A 20,416-nucleotide genomic window follows, 5' to 3' on the forward strand; every position below is an offset into this window, starting at 1 on the left:
GGATGGTGTCCTTAGGCATGCACCTTTCTTTTGCTGCACAAAACCACTGTTCTTCTGTAGAGGTAAAAAAAAAAAATCCCTGCCGCATAACGCGGCAGAGCCTAATCCATTGCAATGCATTACATGCCTATGGTCCGATCCGAATCAACGGAATCTGATTGTTCCTTGTTCGGAAATGGCCACCAGTTGGCCCGGCCAAACATCTTCACCATCACTGGGACGAAGAATGGCAGGAACAACAGAGAGTACAAGATCAATCCGCTAAGGACTACTGTGGCAATCTGCATCATCGAGAGAACACCGGATGGATACATGGCAGCAAATGTACCGCTCAGAATGACCGCGGCAGATAGAATAACGGTGCCCATGTTCTTCATCGCATACAACATGGCATCCTGTACTTTCATGCCTTTGTTCTCATTGAAACGGTCCATCAGGAAGATGCTATAATCCACACCGAGTGCAATCAGCATAACAAATCCGAAGAACGGAGTAACCCAGCTGATGCCTGCGAATCCGAGGATATTAACAAAGATCACTTCGGTTAACGCCATCGATGTGAAATAAGCCAGTAATAAGGAAACGATCAGATACAATGGCATAATGACTGAGCGGAGCAGCACAACCAGAATAATAAATGTGCCTGCCAGCATCAGCATTACAGTACGTGTATAGTCGTTATTCGAGATCTCCTGCAGATCTGCAAACGTACTGGTAACTCCGCCTATGGCGATGTCTGCTTTTTCAAGCGTACTGCCTTGTACCGCGCGATGTACTGCCGCCTCAATGTCAGGAACACGATCAATGGCTTCTGTTCCGTATGGATTTTCGGCGAAAATAACATCAATCGTCATCGTTTTCCGATCTTCGGACAGATACGTATCAAATACCTGTGTGAAGTCTTTGCTGTTCAGTGCTTCATCAGGAACGTACCAGCCTGCCAGATCGGAATCTGGTGAATTTTGCAATTGCGTCAGGTAGTCCTGCGCTGAATCCAGTCCCCCGGATACCTGTTTGATACCATCGACACTTTGATTCAAGCCATCTGTCAGTTGTGTCAGCTGACCACTCAGATCCGAGAAGCCTTGCTGAATTTTCTCCTGACCACCCTGAAGCTGGCCAAGTCCATCCTGAATGGAAGGAATTTCGCTAATCACTTTGCCCTGACCATCCGCAGCCTGTTTGAGACCGGATTGCAACTGACCGATTCCCGTTACAATCTGGCCCAGGCCATCGGCAAGTGCCTTTTGTCCGGCTGCTGCGGAGGCAAACCCTTCATTGGCCTGATTAATTCCAGCAGCGGCTTCCCCAAGTTTGGTCTTAATTTGACCCAAGCCTTGAGCAAGCTGAGCTGTGCCAGAACCTGTTTCACCAATCGTACCTTTGATACGCTGGTAATCAGCATCTTGCTGCAATTCAGGATAACGCTCTTCAAGTGCTGTGAAGGATTCGGACAGACTGGTTAGAGCTGTCGAAACCCCGTTCAGCTGTTGTTCCAGTTCGCGGGTTCCATCCCCCAGTGCAGCGACCCCTGCTCCCGCCTGACGATAGGCTTCAAGCAACTGATTGTTCGCCTGCGCAAGTTGATCTGCACTTGTTTTGGCTTGCTGAAGTCCGGCTTTCAGTTCACCCGCACCTGCGGAACCATCTCGAATGCCTTTTTCAATCTGCCCAAGTCCCTGACTGAGTTGCGTGATACCCGATTGCAACTGAGTCGTTCCTTTCGTAAGTTCACCTGCTCCATCAGCAGCTTCTTTTAACTGTGGTTCATTTTTACTTAGCTGACTGCTGGCTTCACTCAGGCCATCACGGATTTTGTCCAGACCCGTCTTACCTTCACCCAGTCCATCCGATAATGTTCCGACTTGCTGTGTAACTTCAAAATCTTTAATCTCATCACCCGTAGGTCGTGTCATACTGCGGACACCAGAGACTCCGGCTACTTTCTCTACTTCCCGGCTAATTTTCTCGGCAACGGCCATATATTTGGCATTATCCATCGCTTCATCGTTCTGGATGACGATCTGACCCGGCAGCGATTCACCCGGACCGAAGCTGTCAGAGATAATGTTGAATGCTTTTACGGAATCATATTTCTCACCAATCTCATCGAGACTGTTGAACGACAGTTTGCCATCGTAGGTTGCCAGAAGAGGCACACAGACAGCTGCAACGATGAGCAGCGCAGCCCATGGACGTTTAAGTGAAAAGCGACCAGCTGCACCATAGATCTTGCTCTCCGCATGTTCAAGTGAACCCTTCGACGGCCAGAATAACTTCTTGCCCAGCACCGCCATGAAGAATGGCACAATGGTCACCAAGGCGAGCATCATCACAGCAATACCTACAGCTACGGCAACCGCAGAACGGTACAACATAAACTGGGCAAAGCCGATCGCAATGAATCCAACCAGCACAGCTAGTGCTGAGAAGAGTACCGTTTTACCGGCAGTACGATAGGTCGCAATGATGGCATCCCACGTATTCTCATGATGAGCCAGTTCTTCCTTGAACCGACTGATCAACAGGATGCAATAATCCGTACCAATCCCGAACATAACTGCGACCATAAAGATCTGTGTAAATGTGGATATCGGGAAGTCGAGCCCATCCACCAGGAATGCAACAATCTGTTGCGATACAATGTAACTGATCCCCACCGTCAGCAGCGGGACAAACGGAGCTACAAACGAACGGAAGACCAGGAACAGAATGAGTAAAATAAAGACAACGGTAATATATTCCGATTTCTTAAGCCCCTCTTGTGAACTTTCAATGGTGTCTTCATCAATCAGACCTTTACCAGTTATGTAGTGCTCCACATTGACGGACTTCAATGCTTCATTCAGGTCTTCCCGCATTTCCTTGACCGTACGATCTCCCTGATTAATGGATAGCGATGTTAGAATCGTTTTGCCATCAGCTGAGATCATCTTCTCTGACAATTCAGGCTGAGAGAAAGGTTCTAGAATGGACAGAATGCCCAACTTCTCCTTGTCGGCCTCCAAGTTTTTAACGGCCTTCTCTGCTTCTTGTTTTCCCGTGGTACCCAGACCTTCCGGATTATAAAATACAAGAGCGATCTGGCTGCCTTGCTGCTCTCCCTTTTGTGCTGCAGCTTCATTCAAAATTGCTGCTGCCTGGGTGGAAGAGTACCCTTCCGGAACCGAAAACTGTCCCTTTTCCCGAATCAGTTCACTCATGTTAGGGGCGGTAAACATCAAAACGGCAGCTACAACAACCCATAGCCCCATTAACCACCATCTTGCTTTTAGTATCGTTCTCATTCGTTCTCCCGTCCTCCTTCATGCGATAGCAAAGCTGCAAGCTTCTCAAAAGATTCAATGAAAATTCGGACTTCTTCCGGTTTAAAATGAACCAGATACGGCTCCAGAATCTGCTGTATTTCCTGTTCTGTTTCCCTGTATACCTGTCGTCCGGTATCCGTCAGTGTCAGATATACAACGCGGCGGTCGCGTTCATCCCCGGCCCGATGGACCAGATCGCGATCCACCAGCTTGTTGACCAAAGCGGTAATGCTGCTCTTACCTATGCACAGAAGCTCTGCCAGATCAGAGGGTGTGCAGGAAGGTTTCTCTTCAATCAGACGAAGTGCGCAGAACTGATCGGTCGTTATGGTCTGCCCAACTTGTTCACGTATCCGCGTATCGAACCGCTTATTGACCATAAAGGAAGCATCTAAATAGCGATTCACCAAACTTTTTGCATCCGGTGTATTCATTCTTCATTCTCCTTTCCCGAATCTATATAGTTCACTTAACGAACTATTCTCCTGTGAAACTATTCTATAATGAAACAATCTCTTAAAGCAATACTTTTTTCCTGGTTTTATGATAAAAACAACAAAAAAACAGGACGTCCGACTCAGCTCATTGCTAAATCCAACATCCTGTAATGATTATGATCCATATATTTCTTAAAGTAATAAAATCCTCTGTGCTACTCTTCGTCTGTATCTTCCTCTTTTTCAAGCACACAACGGAATCGCTCCACACCTGGGTATAATTCACCCAGACTATACACCACGAACCCCGTATTCCGATAAAACTCGACGGCTTCCAGTTCGGTCTCAGCGATCAGTCTATCGGGATTGTAGGTTGCCAACAGTTGTGAGATCATACCACGTCCATAATTTTTGAAGCGGTTTTCAGGCAAAACCGAGATATGATGAATGGTAATCTCACTTGTTCCTGTCTTCTCATATCCAATCAGACCGATCAACTGTCCTTCATCTTCGTAACCGGCCATTTGCAATTCGTCTTTCTCTACATATTGTTGCAACGCACGGTTCAAGTGATCCGGATCAGGAAAGACCGAGTAGGACAACAGCTCCTGTACTTCCGGCTCCTGTATGCGTGATTTCAGATTAATTAACACCTTGATTCCTCCTATACCTTGCTTGTTTCCGTTATCGTATTGTAGTCGTTAGCCTCTAAAAGTTCAAGTCGTGTGCCGATTCAGCTCCGATTGAAGCACAGTTGAGATGTTATCCGATACGTTGATCTGCGCCAAATGATAGGCATCCAGCAGTGCGCCCCCAACTGCCGGCAAGTTACTGGTTATGTATTGAATTCTTTTGCCTTCGCGCACATAGGCAGCATCCAGTCCTTTCTGAACAGCCTCCACCATATATGGTGAACTCAGACAGCTTCCGGTAAGCGTCATGGACACTGTGGGCTGATCGAAACAGGATGCCAGCATGAGGATTCCCACAACAGCCGTATCGGCAGCCGAGCCGCACACCCTAACTGCGAGGGGAATATTCCGATCTGCAGCTTCAGTCACCATAGATGCCATCTGACCAAATTTCCGGTTGGTCGCCTGTTTATTTTCGGCAAAACCGGCTATCCCCAGCGCAGCGAGCTCTCGAATTGAGGTAACATTCCAATATTTCAACACCTGCTCAATCCATTCTTCATCCTGCAACTCATAACGTCCAGCCAGTATGGAATGAACAGTGTCGTAAGCTAAAAAACGTGCTGCTGTAGGCGCGTAATGTCCGAACTGATCATTGCGGAGCCAAGCTCCCTGTTCGGTTCTGCCTAGGATCAGAGATCCTGTTCCTCCAATAGCGACAATACCTGGCTCACCGTCGAAGGCCGCTGTATGTGCGATATGCGTATCGTTTACTGCACTAATCCTGCCTGTAATCCCCGTACGAGCGAGTAATGCCTCCGCCCAAACTGTATCTTCAGGCCGATTCAGACCCGCCATTCCTGCCTGAATGGCAGCGATCTGATCTGATTGGACTCCAGCCTGAGTTATGGCTTCAGCGATACCCTCCAGCACATTTTGTTCAGCATTGGTATCGTGATAGCGGTTGCAACCATTCTGTTGTACATAGGATAAAATCTTCCCGTTCTGATCTGCGACAGCCACACGCGTGTGGCTCCCTCCTCCATCCATCCCAATTACATATGTATTCATCCTTAACGATCCCCCTTCAGACCACACATTAAGAGTGCCGGGTCCATTGTCAGGTCCCGGCAGAGAATTTATTGCTTTTGCACAGCAAAACGAAGCAGTTCACAACGAAATTGTGTCGGTTCATCATACTTTTCCTCTTCAATCGTCTGTGTAACATGTTCCTGGAGCAGAATATTCCAGCCTTTGTAGGCATCCTCCAGTATAGCAATCGCCTCGGCTGTGGGCAGGTTCAGCTCAATTAATGGTTCAATCTCCTTGCCTGTATTGATTTCTTTCTCCTCCACATTGGTACTCATCGTAATACAATGAATGCCCCCTGTACGAGTTCCGGCCTGTAACCGGTCTATCGCTTCCATGAAGGCTTGCTTATTCGAGACATGTTCCAGACAAGAACAAGCAGCAATATAATCAAAATAGTTTGGCTCCACAGCATAATGTTCAACATCTGCTTTCACTGCCTGTACGATATGATCAACCTGATATTCTTTCGCATACTTGCGAAGTCCATCTATAGCCTCGTCCAGCAAATCCACACCGATGACTTCACTGTTTGTTTTTGCAAGGCGCTGTGCAATCGGTATCGTATGCCTTCCCACTCCGCATCCCAGATCGAGGACACGCAATTCCTCCTTGTGAGCAAGTAGACGTTCCAGCATATCCATCACCATAGGCATGGGCCTCGACATCCAGGTACCAGAGGCGAATAATTCATTATTCTGATAGAAATTGGAATGATAACCTGCCTCTGCTTTTCGCGCAGCCTCAAATTGTTCGTTTCCCATCAAGATACCCCCGTCGTTTAGAAAATGATTTGCATCTTCTACTTAATACCCAGATTGTCACAAAAAAATCAATTAAAAGCAGGCGACAGATTTTTCTTCATAAAGGATTCCAGTACCGCCTCATATCCGGTGCGATCGACTTGAAACGCTGTGCCATGACCCGCACGGGGGATGGTCAGCAATTCCTTTTTGGTTGGGCAAGCTTCATACAACCTGTACACCATTTCCGTTGGTACAAACATATCAGCCTCACCGTGGATGAATAACACGGGAACGTTAACTTTGGCAAGCTGCTTGAGAGCCGAAGCCTCTCTAAAGGAATACCCTGCTTTCCACCGGGAAATCAGACTTGTGACAGGTATAAACGGAAATGCAGGTAGCTTGTATAATTGCTTTAACTGGAACGTCAGTTCTTCTTCCACGGATGTATACGCACAATCAGATACTATCGCTTTAACCTGAGTCGGCAGGGCTTCACCACCTGTCATCAGTACGGTTGCTCCTCCCATGGATATGCCGTGCAATATGATTTCCCCTTGTGTACCCACTTTTTCAAGCACCCAGTTGGCCCACTGGACATAATCCTTCCGATCTAACCAGCCAAAACCGATGATATCACCTTCACTCTGTCCATGACCTCGATCATCTGGCATGAGTACGTTATAACCATGCTTTTCCGCATAAAACCGGGCGAATCCAGCCATTTCTCTGCCTCTCCCCGAATAACCATGTGCCAGAATAACCGTCTGATCCGACCCTTTATTGGAACCGAGCCATGTACCATACAGTTTTAATCCATCATGTGATTGAAGAGATATCTCTTCTGTAGGCTGAGCATCCAGCCACTTCAGGTCAGAAGCACTGCTAATGATTTCATTGTCCGGTTCAGGCATCAGATTTGGATTATCCACCAAGAACGTTTTTGGCGTACGGCGAATGGCCGTTTTGAAAAAATAAAGCCCACCTGTCCATAGAAGAGCAAGAACGATCAGTACCAGTGCTGCAAGTACGTAGAATAACATGAACGAGTCCTACCCTCTTTCCTTATTAGATATGTTCAATCTTTACTTACTCGTTGCAGTGACGCACATGCTGCTTGATAGGCGGGTAACAAAGCATCCAGCAAAGGTTCTGCTTTTCGTGATTGACCTTCCTTCGCGAACTGCTCTATCCGGGCAAACAAAGTTGATAAATAACGAATCCCCAGACTCAAACTCCCTGATTTCAGATCATGGGCTACCTCGGTTGCAGCAACATGGTCGCCCGACACAATATGTCTGCGCAGCACCTCAATCTTGCCAGGTGTTTCGGTACGGTACATGTCCAACAACATACCAAGGAGTGTACGATCGCCATCGGTGTTTAATTCCGCAATCTCATGTACGATGCTCATATTTAGTACCTCTGTCGGTTCAGAGGATTGCTGCCATTTTTCGATCATCTTACTTAGAATTTCCAGCGTGAAGGGTTTGCCAATAAAGTCATTCATCCCGGCTTCCATACACTTGTCTTTCTCTTCCTGCATGACATTACCCGTCATTGCAATAATGGGTGTGGTATGGCGCATTTCATCCATTTCTATCGAGCGGATTTTGCGTGTTGCCTCCAAACCGTCCATCAATGGCATCATATAGTCCATGAGAATCAAACTGTATTTTTTGCTGAGAAAAGCAGCTATTGCCTCTTCCCCATTCACTACAGCGTCAACTTGGGTTATTCCCAGTTTCTTGAGCTGCAACATAACAAGCTGCCGGTTGATTACATTATCATCGGCCAGCAATACAGATACAGAAGGAGCTTCATCATCCATATCCTGCCCCTGATGCTTTTGAGCGGAAGCAACAGACTGGTTAGCGGACTGGTTACCGTCTTTCTTACCAAGTGTAAGTTCGAACCAGAATGTTGATCCTTCACCCTCCTGACTGTCTACTCCAATCTGACCTTCCATCAGTGTAACGAGCGACCTGCAGATCGATAATCCAAGGCCCGTTCCTCCATACTCACTTGAGCGTCCTCGTTCAGTCTGCATGTAGGGTTGAAATAACTGGTTCTGATCTTCTTCCGAGATACCAATCCCCGTGTCTTCGACTTCAAAGCGGATCATTTGTGTAATCTCATCATCTTTCATAAGGGTAACTCGTATCCGCACCGTACCTTCTGATGTGAATTTGTTCGCATTCTGAATTAGATTGATCAGTATCTGTGTAATCCTCGTTGGATCCCCTTCAAGAAGATTAGAGATTCTGGGATCACAGTCTATCGATAACTGATTTCCGTTCTTTCTGACTTGGGGTTCGAGCAAACGAACAATATAATGTATCGTTTCTTGCAGATCCACTTCCCCCAGTTCAAGTCGCATCTGCCCCGCCTCAAGTTTGGACAGATCCAGAAGATCCTGAATCAGCTTAAGCAACAGTCTGGCAGCATCCTGTATAACAGAAACAGAATTCTCCTGTTCTTCAGACAAAGGAGACAGCAACAGCATTTCAGCCATCCCCAATATTCCATTTAATGGCGTACGAAAATCATGACTGATTCCTGCAATAAATGCGCTTTTAGATTCACCTGCATCTACTGCCTTCTGGCGTGCGGCTTCAAGACTAATATTGTTCTTCGCAAGCAGACGCTGGAGTGTGACCAGTTCATTATTCATATCCGAGAATTCCGAGAGTGTCCGTTCCTCCTGCTCTCTGCTGCGGATCATCTGATCCGATAACTGCTCAATCGTTCTGCGTAGCCTCTGTATCTCTCCGCTCTCATTAGACATCACATCATCCCTCTCCTAATCCCTAACCATATCAAGATGATTACATGTAGCTGGCTGAGCCAGTAATTGTTCTGCAACCGCTACCGCTTCATCGGCTCCTGGAGCATAACCGTCAGCTCCTATCGTTTTCCACAACTCCTGATCAATATTGAAGGGATATCCCCCAACCATAATCTTCACATGTGCCGTTGCCGGATGATGACGGATCAGATGAATCAACTCTTTGGCCAGATGAAGGTGATACGTCATCGTAACCGATATCGCAACAACATCGCCCTGATGCCGCTCTATAGCCTCTATTACACTTCCATTGGGAACATTGGCTCCCAGATAGTGCGTATCCCAACCTTCCATCTCGAACACATCTGTGAGCATACGCAGCCCGATCTCATGTTGTTCACTGCTTACACAGGTAGCCACTAGTTTTTTATCCTGACCCGTATGATTCAACCAGCGGGAATAAAGACGTGACATAAATGACTGGGTCGCTGCAGTACAAAAGTGTTCTTGCCCGACACTGATACGATGGCATTGCCACAATCGTCCAATTTCATATTGGGTGGGCTGAAAGATATATCGATAAATATCACGAATCGTCACCCCAGTTTCTAACTGAGCTTCAATGATCTCGAAGGCTTCTTTCCGTTTATTCTCAAGCAAACACTGCAAGTACGATTGCGCGGCATCTCCATATGGCATGGATTCGTTGATGTAACCCGCCTCTGACTCCATGTGTGTTGTTCTATATATTCCCATCTCCAGATACTCGAGCAGAAGTGCCTTTGACGGATGGTCAAATTCTTCTTCCAATGTCTCTTTGATCAGATTGAGATTAATCGCCAGGTCTTCTGGTGATACCTTATAACCCTCAAGTAGAACTTTCAGCCAGGTAATATAATGAGTAAACAGACCTGGACTCTGTACGAGCGCACTTTCTGCCAAATAGTTCAAGCTATACTCCGAATCCTGTTTGGTTCGCATTTTTCCATTCTCGCCAAATCGCTCAAGTAAATCGGGCTGTCTGAGATACTGTTTCTCCGTTATTTTATCAGCTAAGTTCGCAGATACTTGGAGCAAACGTTCTCCTGCTTCTTGATGACTCATAGATGTCCCCTCCTCATACCCGCATCACACTCAATTCGTGGCTAATCCAGAATGAGATTGATGTTAGCTAACTTGCAATCGAGATAGGTTCTTCTACTTGATCCAATCCATCCATTCCGCTCTTAATCGTTCTGTTCCATTATACATGAACTTTCGATAATCATGTTTTACACACGATGGATGTATAGAACAATCTTCCTATATTATGGAGGACCTTGCAAGTCAGTCAGCCAGTATATACCTGTACTTTTCGAGTTCCACAAAAAAACTGACCTGCGTTATGAACGCAAGTCAGTTTTCCCTTCTGCCGCCAGTCCCAGCTTCTTCAACATCTTAATCGCATCCACTTTCTCAGAAGGATCAAGTCCTTCCAAAGCATCAATGATGACCTGATGATGTTGAGGAAATATCTGTGTGAACAATTCTCTTCCTTCCTCGGTTAACTCAGCGTAAATGACACGCCGATCTTCCTTGGATGGTCGACGAAACAGCAGATTTTTATTTTGCAACTTATCTACAACATACGTAATATTACCACTGGACATTAAGACCTTTTCACCAATTTTTTGCAATGCCTGCGGTCCCTTATGATATAACAAATCAAGCACACCAAATTCTGTCGTATTCAGTCCGTGACTCTGGATGTCCCGATTGGAACGTGAGGTCACAGAATTGTAGGCCCGAACAAGAACCACGAATAATTGTAAAGACAGTTCCCGGTTGTCCTCCGTGTTCAGCATTTCAATAATCCTCCATCAGTTGTTTACATTTCGGTTCGTATGGGGGGCCAGCTTCTGCTCCCACTCCTCACGGAGCATCCCCATACGAATTGAATCATAGTACTGCCCGCGAACGATACGACACTTCCGCATTCGCCCCTCCACCTGTAATCCGGCTTTCACAGCCGCACGTATCATTCGTTCATTACCAGACCAAGTAGTCAATCCAACCCGAACCAAAGGCAGCTGTTCAAACAAATGACTTGACCACATGACAAGTGAACGTGTGCCAACCCCACGTCCCCACTGAACAGATCTGTATATTACAATCCCCATTTCCAGCCACATGGATAACTCATCTTCTATGTAATAGCTGATTGTACCCACAATTTGTCTGTCGGATTCAATGATACGGATTGATACGGGTTTGGAATCGCCTGGATCTACGTCCATACGTTTGAGCATACCTTGTTCAAAACTTTCATAACTTTCGTGTTTAAGTGGGTAATAGGGGGCATCCCATTGCTTCCATTCAGGTACGTCATCACTGTAGATCAATTCATAGAGTTCTTTCAGATCCTGTTTCTCCACACACCTGAGTACAAGTTCACCATCAACGATTGGCAGTTCTTTCATACGATGAAAAGCACCCTCTTCCATATTAAGAACGATGAAGCTCTTCGATACTTCCGTCCGCATTGGCAAGAATGACTGTACTAGCCATATCCACAAATAGTCCGTTATCAACAACACCTGGTAACATGTTCAATTGAACATTAAGATCGGCAGCGTGATCAATCGCCTCCAAGTGGCAATCCGCTATCAGGTTTCCGTTGTCTGTCAGATAACGTTGCTGTCCATCCATCCGCCACTGTGGTTGACACCCCAATTTTTCGAGCGCCTGGAAGGTCCACTCAGAAGCAAATGGAACCACCTCAACTGGAAGCGGGAATTTCCCCAACTTTTGCACGGCTTTGCTGCCATCCGCTACAATAATCAATTTGTCACTATTGGCCGCCACGATTTTCTCACGCAAAAGAGCCCCGCCCCCCCCTTTAATCAGGTTAAATTCGGGATCTACTTCATCAGCGCCATCAATGGTCAGATCCAGACGTCCAATCTGGTCAAATGGGACGATGGGAATCCCCCATTCACGGGCAAGCTTGTCCGAAGCCTCTGAAGTGGCAACCGCTTGAATGTTTAATCCATCACGTACCCGCTCACCGATCCGACAGATGGCATAATAAGCTGTTGAACCTGTACCCAATCCAACCTTCATTCCATCTTCAACATATTCTGCCGCACGCTCTGCTGCTATCTGTTTAAGATTCATCTATAAACCCCCGCTGCTCATAATTTGAGAAATGCATATGTAGTTATTATAGATAAAACCGCTTCCGATGTATATCCGTGCCTTCTGTTGCATCTTTGCCATCATATTTTTGTTTTGTTGAAGGATGTATTTTTACCCACCATGTTATAGAATACAGAATGAAGCTAAAAAATGGGAAATTTTAAAATAAACAGTTCTAAATACCTATAATACATCTGATATGTCCATAAATACGTAAAATATTAAAAAAAATTTAACGATACTATTCAATTTAACGACATTTTATACGACATATTAATTATAGATGTGTTTTAATAATTAGACACCTATGGTTCATACGGTACATAAGTCTCTACGAAAGCGACTGATAAACCAAGACCATGGTCGCATAAATTTCCTTTGGAGGGGATCACGGAATGATCTAGTTCACTGTACCAATGCAAACCTAAAGTTTCTTAATTTAAAGAAGATCAGGAGTGGAATTTAGTGAAATCATTAAGTTGGAAAAGCATGTCGTTTTTCTCCAAAAATTTGTTACTCTCATTTACTAATATCGTTATCATCGGGGTAGCACTTATCGCAAGCAGTTACTATTTTCAAAAAACAGTTCTTGTTGATCAACTGCATGGACAGGTGGAGCAAATTACCAAAAAGTGGGCTGAAGATATCAATCCTGCCGAGGTACAAGCTGCTATTACGGAAGGTAGCTATGATGGAGCAACACAAACGAAATTACGAGCGTATTTCGATGAGATGCAAGAATATTATCCTAACATTGCACAAGCCTACATCTTTGGTGTTGAGCTCGGTGGCGATAACAAGAGATTAACTTCCCTTGTAGCGATGCCGACCAACCTAAGAGAGGCTTTTCAAAGTGAGAACGTAAATATTGGTGACATGTATGAGCAGCCGGTTGTTGTAGCCAATGCACTGAAAGAAATGCTTAATACGGATCGCCCAACATTCACAACATTTTATTCCGATGATTTCGGAACATGGACAACCATTGCATATCCAATCAAAGACAGCAACGGTAAGATTTTCTCATATTTTGCCGTTGATGCAGATGCATCAGCCGTACCCGCGGGACTGAACTCCTTGCTCAAAAACGGAATTATCATCCTTGTGGCCTTCTTGCTGTTATTCCTGATTATCCAATACCTTGTAGTTAAAAACACACTTTCCCCTATCCGTCACTTGATCAAAGGAATTGATGACGTCAGTCGGGGTAATTTGAATGTCAACATTCCGACAGGCAAAGACGATCTGGGACTCGTTAACGAGAAGTTCAACACCATGGTTCGCAAAATCAACGATACGATCGTTAAAGTGCAAATCACATCACAAGAAGTAAATCAGTCTGCCAAAGAGCTATATGAAGTTTCCGAGCGCAACAGTGAGAATGCAGATTCTATCAATAATAATGTGACTCAAATTACTTCCAACATTCGTTCACAGGAACAGGCAACCCGGGATAGTGCACGTGCCATGTCCGAGATGGCTACCGTAATCCAGACGATTGCCAGCAGCTCGGCAAGTGTAGCGGATGAAGCCTATGAGATGGAACGTCGTTCGCAACAAGGTAACAGCGTTGTCCGTCAGGTATCTGAACAGATGAATCTGATTACGGAATCGGTTAAAAATACCGCTTCTGCCATTGAGGTTCTGGAGAGTCGTTCACAGGAAATCGGCGATATTCTCAATATCATCTCGGGAATCTCCAGCCAGACCAACTTGCTTGCTCTTAATGCATCCATTGAAGCAGCTCGTGTTGGTGAAGAAGGAAGAGGATTTGCAGTTGTTGCAGGTGAAGTACGCAAACTTGCCGAGCAGTCTGAACAAGCAACCAGCCAGGTTGGCGTATTGATCCAAGAGATTCAAGCTGGAATTAAACAAGCTGTACGTGCTATGGAACAAGGTACATCAGAAGTAGATACAGGGCTCAGCGTAGCCGATCAAACAGGACAACTGTTCGAAGATATTTTAGAAGCAGCGAAAAAGGTATCTAATCAGATTCAGGAAGTATCAAGCGCGACGGAAGAAATCTCTGCGGGTACGGAGGAAATGACCGCTACAGCAGAAGACTTGTCTTCAAGCGTAAGTAAGACAGCAAACAGCAGTGAACAAATTTCCTCATCTGTTGATGAGCAAAAAGCATCTTTGATTACACTGGTAGACTCCTCCACACGTCTTAACAGCATGTCTGAGGAACTCCAAGAATTGATCTCTCATTTCAATGTAAGCAAACAATAATTCAAATCCACAAACATTCGGTTTGTACCAAGGAGGAATAACTGAAGTGATTGAAAACCAACCATCTTCTTCCCATTCCATGGAATCTAGCTTGCCAGTTCTGCAGATTCCACTGGATTTTGGGCGACGTCAACAATCATTCTCTTATCAGTCTGCTCAAATCACATTACATGCTTCTCTGAGCCGTGAACTTAAACAGAAGTATGGAGAACAGATGGTGTACCCGGTACTCCTCTCAGCTTATGCAGCCTTGTTATTCCGTTTGTCAGCTGAACAGGAACTTGCCATAGGTATACTTTCCCCAGATCAGGCAGCTTCCTATCTTTCATTACAGATTCAGGGAAAATTGACCTTCAGCCAACTATGTCATCAGGTTTCAGAGCAGCTCAAGATTGAATATACGTTGCAAAACGGTGGATACCCTGAAACGTTTTTTATGCTGAATAGTGTACAGTTGCCTCAAGCTCCTCAAATATTAAACTGGAACGTTCGAGATGATCAGAACATGCTCATCCTCGATCTGTTCTATGATAGTTCACTGTTGAAAGAGTCTACCGTGCTGAGATATGCAGAATATTATCAGACTCTTCTACTCGCCCTTGTGCGTGACGGTGAGAAAGCAATCGGTACGGTAGATATTCTTTCTGCCTCAGATCGATTGCTTTACCGTGAAATGAATGATACTTCTGTTCTCGAACCAGAGAATCAGACGGTTCATGGCTGGTTCGAAGCAACGGCAGCGGCATATCCGGATTCACCGGCGATAACATCGCCATCCAAAAGTTATACGTACAGAGAATTGAATGAACGAGCTAATCAGGTTGCACGTGTTCTGTTATCCAATGGATTGCAAAAAGGTGAATTCGTCAGTATCTTTATGGATCGAAGTCTGGAGACGATCATCTCACTACTTGGTATTCTGAAGGCAGGTGGTGCATATGTTCCGATCGACCCTGAACATCCACAAGAACGTAACAGTTATATCGTGGAAGATACGGCGTCCTCATTCGTGTTGACAACGGAAGCTTCTTATGCCCAAGCTTCCAGCTTGTTCTCCAGTATAGCTACGGTCCGTCAGATTCTCGCTGTGGATGGTCGTTTGGCCGGATTTGCAGCAAGTAACCCCAATCTGGATATTCAGCCAGACGATCTTGCGTATATTATCTACACGTCAGGGTCGACCGGCAAACCCAAAGGTGCACTGATTGCCCACCGGGGTGTAACCAATCTTGGCAGTGTGGTTCAGCGTGATTGTGACATTCAACCAGGTGATGTATTAACCCAGTTTGCTACATACAGCTTTGATGCATCCGTGTGGGATACCATTGGCGCCTTGTTCTATGGAGCAGAATTATATCTGTTGTCTGCGGAAGAACGTGTATCCGTTGAAGAATTCGCAAGTGCAATTGAACGGACAGGAACAACCATCATTACGATACTACCTACGATTTTCTTCAATCAGCTTGCTTCCTACTTATCCGATGAAGGTTTCCACAAACTGGCCAAAGTCAGAATCATTACTGTAGCCGGAGAAGCGTTGTATGGTGAACAGGTTCGTGCCTTCCAGCGCAAATTCGGAAACCAGATTGATATTGTTAATGTGTACGGACCTACCGAATGTACAGTAGCCACAACTACTCACCGCATCAGTGAGCAGGTTCCCGAACATGTGGTGAACATCCCTATCGGTAAACCGATTCATAACTACAAAGTATACATTGTGAATGAAGAACAACAGCTCTGTCCGGCAGGTGTACCTGGTGAGGTATATATTGCTACCCCTGCATTGGCCAAAGGTTATCTGAATCAGCCAGAACGTACAGAGCAAGCATTCATTGAGAACCCGTTTGCGATAGGTGAGAAAATCTACAAGTCCGGCGATATTGCCAAATTGCTGGATACCGGGTTGCTCGAATATGTTGGTCGCAGTGACTCTCAGCTGAAAATTCGTGGTCACCGGATTGAGATCGGGGAGATTGAAGATCACTTTGCACGGCTTGATCAGATCCAGAACGTTGCCGTCATTCCGAAAAAAGAATCCGATGGACAAAATATGCTGGTTGGTTACTTTACATCGAAAGATGGCAGTACCCTCTCTGTTTCGGACATCAAGGTAGAACTGACGGAGAAACTTCCTTCTTATTTTGTACCAAAGTGGATCTGTCAGCTGGATGAAATGCCGATTGCACCAACTGGAAAAATCAATCGCAAAGCGATGGTATCCCTGCCCCATGTGGAACGACATGAAGATCGCCCTGACCGGGTCATGCCTGAGACGGAGACGGAATCCATTATCTTGGACGCATGGAAAGAAATCCTTCAGCACGATGACTTCGGTGTCGAAGACAGCTTCTTCAATATCGGTGGTGATTCACTCCGGGTCATTCATGTACTGGTCATTCTGAAGCCACATTATCCGCAACTGAAAATCGCCGACTTCTTTGCCGAGAAAACAGTCCGTGCTCTCGCTCGTCGTGTGGAAGCATTGTCTCTCAGTGCTGCAGAAGTTACGGATTCAGTGGTGACCGAAGGTATGATTACACAACTATCCGAACACCCTGTGGAGCTAACATCCCAGTTGGGTTATCCGCTCATTCGTGAACCTGAGCATGTGTTACTGACCGGAGCGACTGGTTATCTGGGCTCTCATGTGCTGCAACAGTTAATTCTGAATTCCAGTACACGAATCTACACCCTTGTTCGTCGACCTTCCAATGGAATAACTGCAATGGAACGTTTGACTAACGTGCTGGAAGGATATTTCGGCAAACAACTGACTGACCATCTCTCCACTCGTGTGGAGATTATTGAAGGGGATCTCGAACAACCTAATCTCGGTCTTTCCGCTGAACAAACGGCTTATGTTCAGAATAGAATTGACCGTGTCATCCACTGCGCTGCAGACGTACGTCATTTTGGCGATGCCGATCAGTTCGCTAAAACAAACGTGGAAGGAACGGTCGCATTGCTAGACTTGATTCGCAGCAAACCAGGTGCTTCCTTCCACCATGTATCCACGATGGGTATTCCGGAAGATCTCGCACTCAGCGGACAATGGGAATCTTCCCTGCAATATGATCGGTTCCCGGCTGACTTGCATGTGGACAACCTGTATTCGGACAGCAAGCTTGAAGCCGAGAAAGTGCTCATGATTGCGGCAGAGGAAGGTGTACCTGTCAGCATCTATCGTGCTGGTAATCTCACTTGCCACTCCGAAACTGGACGCTTCCAGTCCAATATTGATAGCAACGCCTTTTATCGTATGATCAAAGCGATGTTATTGCTCGGCAAGGCTCCTGCGGCTGACTGGATGGTTGATTTTACACCGATTAACTATGCAAGTGAAGCCATCGTTCATCTGGCCTTACGTCAGGATACCGCCGGTCGTGTATTCCACATCTGTAATCCAGAGCCTATCCGCTATGATGAGCTAATCCGTTCTGTGAATCGGGCTGGTTACGAAGTCGAGACGCTACCATTCGCGGATTACACACGTTGGTTGTTCGATGCGAGCATCAGCAAAGAGCCGGAAGCTCTTCAGTTGGCTATTGCACAGCTTGAAGGCGACGGTGCGAAGGATTCAGCATATGTCTATGCTTGCCCTGTCACAACGGCTTATGTGGAACCTGCCGGAATCTCATGTGCGAGAACAGATGATCGCTTCATCTCCGCCATGTTGGACTACGCCGTTCAGATCGGATATTTCCCGTCTGCAATCCGGCACCATAACGGCACTTCTACAGCAATGGAGTAAGTTTCAATTTATCATTAGCATTTATTTAATAAATAAGGTCACACGAAGAGAAGCCATCTTATCGTCATTCACTGACGATAAGATGGCTTCTTTACTTCGCATTTTTGGATCATTCTTTTAGACCCATCGGATAATTGCAATGATGGCAAGATGCGCTGGATAGAAATAACGCCAGACCCAACGTGGCCCCTTCATACGGAATCCCGCTTGGTAATACTGAGCAATAGCAATGCCGGCGGTTGCGAGCACACTATACATTTGCACAGAGCTGTTATGCAGGAGAAGATATAGTGCATTTAACACGACATGTGCCACGACAAGTACAGGACCCTGGAAATAACGGAATAACAGAACCAATAACAATCCGTACATCCCGTAATCCATATGGCTAATTTCCATGAACCAACCTGCTCCAATTACAATCGGAATCCCCAGTAGTTTGGATGGCAATTTATCAATAACGAATAATACCAACAGGGCTGACCACAATGTCCATACCACGTTCAGAGAATAATGATTAAACGCAGCCATGAACGGCACCTGTGATATGATCGCGATCCAGAACAGCCGCCATATGTATTTTTGTACGTCTCGTGTATGTTTGTAACCGATATACACTGCAAAAGCATAGATTGGAAAAGCGATACGACCTATGATCCTCAACTCTATAATATGTGGAAAAAAGACAGCCCCTATATGATCAATTAACATCGTGATCATGGCAATCCACTGCATCATGTTGCGACTCCCCTCCCTTGTTCCCGACGACACGAGTCTGCCATTCATTTATATAGTGCGTCTTTTTGAGCAACCTCTTATACATTAAGTTCATAATACATGAATTTGGTATCCTGTGCATATCCTTCGGATTCATATAGAACTTGCGCATGTTTGTTATTTAACTCAGTAGAAAGTGATATACGAAGAACTCCACGCTCAAATGCCAATCGCTTGGCTGCTTGTAAGAGCTTCCTTGCAATGCCTTGCCGACGATAATTCGGATGCACATATAGATCATTAAGTACCCAGACAGGCCCCATCGATACCGAACTAAAACTGGGATATAGCTGAACAAATCCACTACAGATTAAGCCATTGGAGAGTGACATAACGTTACTTTTATCTGTCCCATGATCACTTTCCGCATCTGTTTCTGCTACCAAAATCACCGATTCATGGCCTTCCATTCGTTCTCTAATATACTGACGTGCTGCCTCAATATCAGCATTTTGGTTGTAGAACATCCTGTACTCATTGAACAATCGTCCCACTTCGTTACTATCAGGAAGACCCGCTTGTCTGATTCGGTGCTGCATTTCACTCAACTCCTCTGGGATGGAGACCATCGTCCCATCGTTTGTATGTCTTCAATTGTAAAACATTCCTTTCCTTTTCCCCATTCATCATCTGTATCAAAGTTTGTAGTATCCTGAGCAGTGAGCTGACATTCGTTCATGCGCGCTTCCAGATTGCATCTTTCTCATCTAGTCCATGCCAATTCTGTACGTTTTGTTATATTGACCTCGTATTGGCAAAAATAAAAAGGCGACCAAAGCATCCACTGCTCCATCGCCGTAATTATTCAGTTCGATTCAGCATTCTGCTGTTCCTGACCAGGATCAGCATCGGGGAAAATGACGCCTTTCTTCAAAATCAGATTGGCGTATTGCGCTCGCTCACCAGTTGCAACAATCACATAGGCATTCGAAGCCCTTTTATAAAAATCAAATCGCTCTTCATGATCAAAAGCATCCGTAATGCCTTCGTATTCTTCAATCAACCGGCGATAGTCTTCCCATATGATCGGGATCACCTGATCCCCTTCCACAACCTGCATGACAGCAGCGGGACGCTCAGCATAGGTATCCAGTGGATATAATTGCAGGATAGCATCCAGCAGTTCAACAACTCCCAGTGCATCACAGCGTACCAGTCGCTTGGCATGACTGGCTGCGGGGAAATTGCCATCCGCCAGAACCAACTCGTCTCCATGGCCCATTTCGGACATGATTTTGAGTAACTCTGGAGGTATTATTGCGGGTATATTCTTTAGCATACACAGCTCTCCTTGGTCATCTCCAACATTAGTTAGAGCAAATTGGTTTTCTCCATTTTTCAAGCACGCCAGATATCGATTTCATAAAAGCGGTTTCATCACTATTCTAACAGTATTTTTGGATGATTGCACAGCGCACACGTACGTTCGATATGATAATATTTCATTTTGACAAAAATACTTGTTTGACATATAGTTGT

16 protein-coding genes are annotated in these 20,416 nt (G+C 45.6%); 2 read left to right on the top strand and 14 right to left on the bottom strand.

What is annotated here, in order from left to right; all coding sequences use genetic code 11:
- Positions 1 to 119: 119 nt before the first annotated feature.
- The 11 genes from QF041_RS09685 to rpiA form a co-directional block, all read right to left on the bottom strand.
- Complete coding sequence (locus tag QF041_RS09685; protein ID WP_307413772.1) at positions 120 to 3,287, bottom strand: MMPL/RND family transporter; 3,168 nt, start codon at positions 3,285 to 3,287, stop codon at positions 120 to 122.
- Complete coding sequence (locus QF041_RS09690; RefSeq protein ID WP_307413774.1) at positions 3,284 to 3,742, bottom strand: MarR family winged helix-turn-helix transcriptional regulator; 459 nt, start codon at positions 3,740 to 3,742, stop codon at positions 3,284 to 3,286. The genes QF041_RS09685 and QF041_RS09690 overlap by 4 nt, the downstream gene beginning before the upstream one ends.
- A 218-nt stretch (positions 3,743 to 3,960) precedes the next feature.
- A complete protein-coding gene (locus QF041_RS09695) occupies positions 3,961 to 4,398 on the bottom strand; it encodes a GNAT family N-acetyltransferase (protein WP_307413776.1) in 438 nt (145 codons plus the stop codon).
- A gap of 63 nt (positions 4,399 to 4,461) precedes the next feature.
- A complete protein-coding gene (locus QF041_RS09700; RefSeq protein WP_307413777.1) occupies positions 4,462 to 5,448 on the bottom strand; it encodes an N-acetylglucosamine kinase in 987 nt (328 codons plus the stop codon).
- Positions 5,449 to 5,516: 68 nt separating this feature from the next.
- The gene (locus QF041_RS09705) at positions 5,517 to 6,230 is read right to left on the bottom strand and encodes a class I SAM-dependent methyltransferase (RefSeq protein ID WP_307413779.1); all 714 of its coding nucleotides are present in this window, start codon (positions 6,228 to 6,230) and stop codon (positions 5,517 to 5,519) included.
- A 68-nt stretch (positions 6,231 to 6,298) separates the two neighbouring features.
- Positions 6,299 to 7,252, bottom strand: a complete 954-nt coding sequence (locus QF041_RS09710; RefSeq protein ID WP_307413782.1) for an alpha/beta hydrolase — start codon at positions 7,250 to 7,252, stop codon at positions 6,299 to 6,301.
- A 35-nt stretch (positions 7,253 to 7,287) separates the two neighbouring features.
- Positions 7,288 to 8,997, bottom strand: coding sequence for an ATP-binding protein (locus QF041_RS09715; RefSeq protein ID WP_307416939.1), 1,710 nt, complete (start codon positions 8,995 to 8,997; stop codon positions 7,288 to 7,290).
- A gap of 15 nt (positions 8,998 to 9,012) precedes the next feature.
- Positions 9,013 to 10,101 carry a cobalamin B12-binding domain-containing protein gene (locus QF041_RS09720; RefSeq protein WP_307413783.1) on the bottom strand — a complete coding sequence of 363 codons (1,089 nt, stop codon included), beginning with the start codon at positions 10,099 to 10,101 and terminating at the stop codon, positions 9,013 to 9,015.
- Positions 10,102 to 10,379: 278 nt separating this feature from the next.
- Positions 10,380 to 10,841, bottom strand: coding sequence for a MarR family winged helix-turn-helix transcriptional regulator (locus QF041_RS09725; RefSeq protein WP_017689273.1), 462 nt, complete (start codon positions 10,839 to 10,841; stop codon positions 10,380 to 10,382).
- Positions 10,842 to 10,856: 15 nt separating this feature from the next.
- Entirely contained in the window at positions 10,857 to 11,456 is a 600-nt protein-coding gene (locus QF041_RS09730; protein ID WP_307413785.1) for a GNAT family N-acetyltransferase, read from the bottom strand.
- Positions 11,457 to 11,481: 25 nt separating this feature from the next.
- On the bottom strand, positions 11,482 to 12,153 hold the full coding sequence (gene rpiA, locus QF041_RS09735; protein ID WP_047842431.1) for a ribose-5-phosphate isomerase RpiA: 672 nt from the start codon (positions 12,151 to 12,153) through the stop codon (positions 11,482 to 11,484).
- 510 nt (positions 12,154 to 12,663) lie between these two features.
- On the opposite strand from rpiA, the gene QF041_RS09740 reads away from it, so the two are divergent.
- Entirely contained in the window at positions 12,664 to 14,406 is a 1,743-nt protein-coding gene (locus QF041_RS09740; RefSeq protein ID WP_307416940.1) for a methyl-accepting chemotaxis protein, read from the top strand.
- Between the two features lie 79 nt (positions 14,407 to 14,485).
- Entirely contained in the window at positions 14,486 to 18,160 is a 3,675-nt protein-coding gene (locus tag QF041_RS09745; protein ID WP_373461384.1) for a non-ribosomal peptide synthetase family protein, read from the top strand.
- A gap of 117 nt (positions 18,161 to 18,277) precedes the next feature.
- Here QF041_RS09745 and QF041_RS09750 read toward each other — a convergent pair whose 3' ends face one another.
- From QF041_RS09750 to QF041_RS09760, 3 genes are all read right to left on the bottom strand, one after another.
- Positions 18,278 to 18,898, bottom strand: coding sequence for a TraX family protein (locus tag QF041_RS09750; protein ID WP_307413789.1), 621 nt, complete (start codon positions 18,896 to 18,898; stop codon positions 18,278 to 18,280).
- 77 nt (positions 18,899 to 18,975) lie between these two features.
- Complete coding sequence (locus QF041_RS09755; protein ID WP_307413791.1) at positions 18,976 to 19,476, bottom strand: GNAT family N-acetyltransferase; 501 nt, start codon at positions 19,474 to 19,476, stop codon at positions 18,976 to 18,978.
- 266 nt (positions 19,477 to 19,742) lie between these two features.
- Positions 19,743 to 20,216: an RbsD/FucU family protein gene (locus tag QF041_RS09760; RefSeq protein WP_307413792.1), complete on the bottom strand. Its 474-nt coding sequence runs from the start codon at positions 20,214 to 20,216 to the stop codon at positions 19,743 to 19,745.
- Positions 20,217 to 20,416 lie beyond the last annotated feature (200 nt).

The sequence above is a fragment of the Paenibacillus sp. W2I17 genome, assembly GCF_030815985.1.
In the GTDB taxonomy this organism is placed as follows: domain Bacteria; phylum Bacillota; class Bacilli; order Paenibacillales; family Paenibacillaceae; genus Paenibacillus.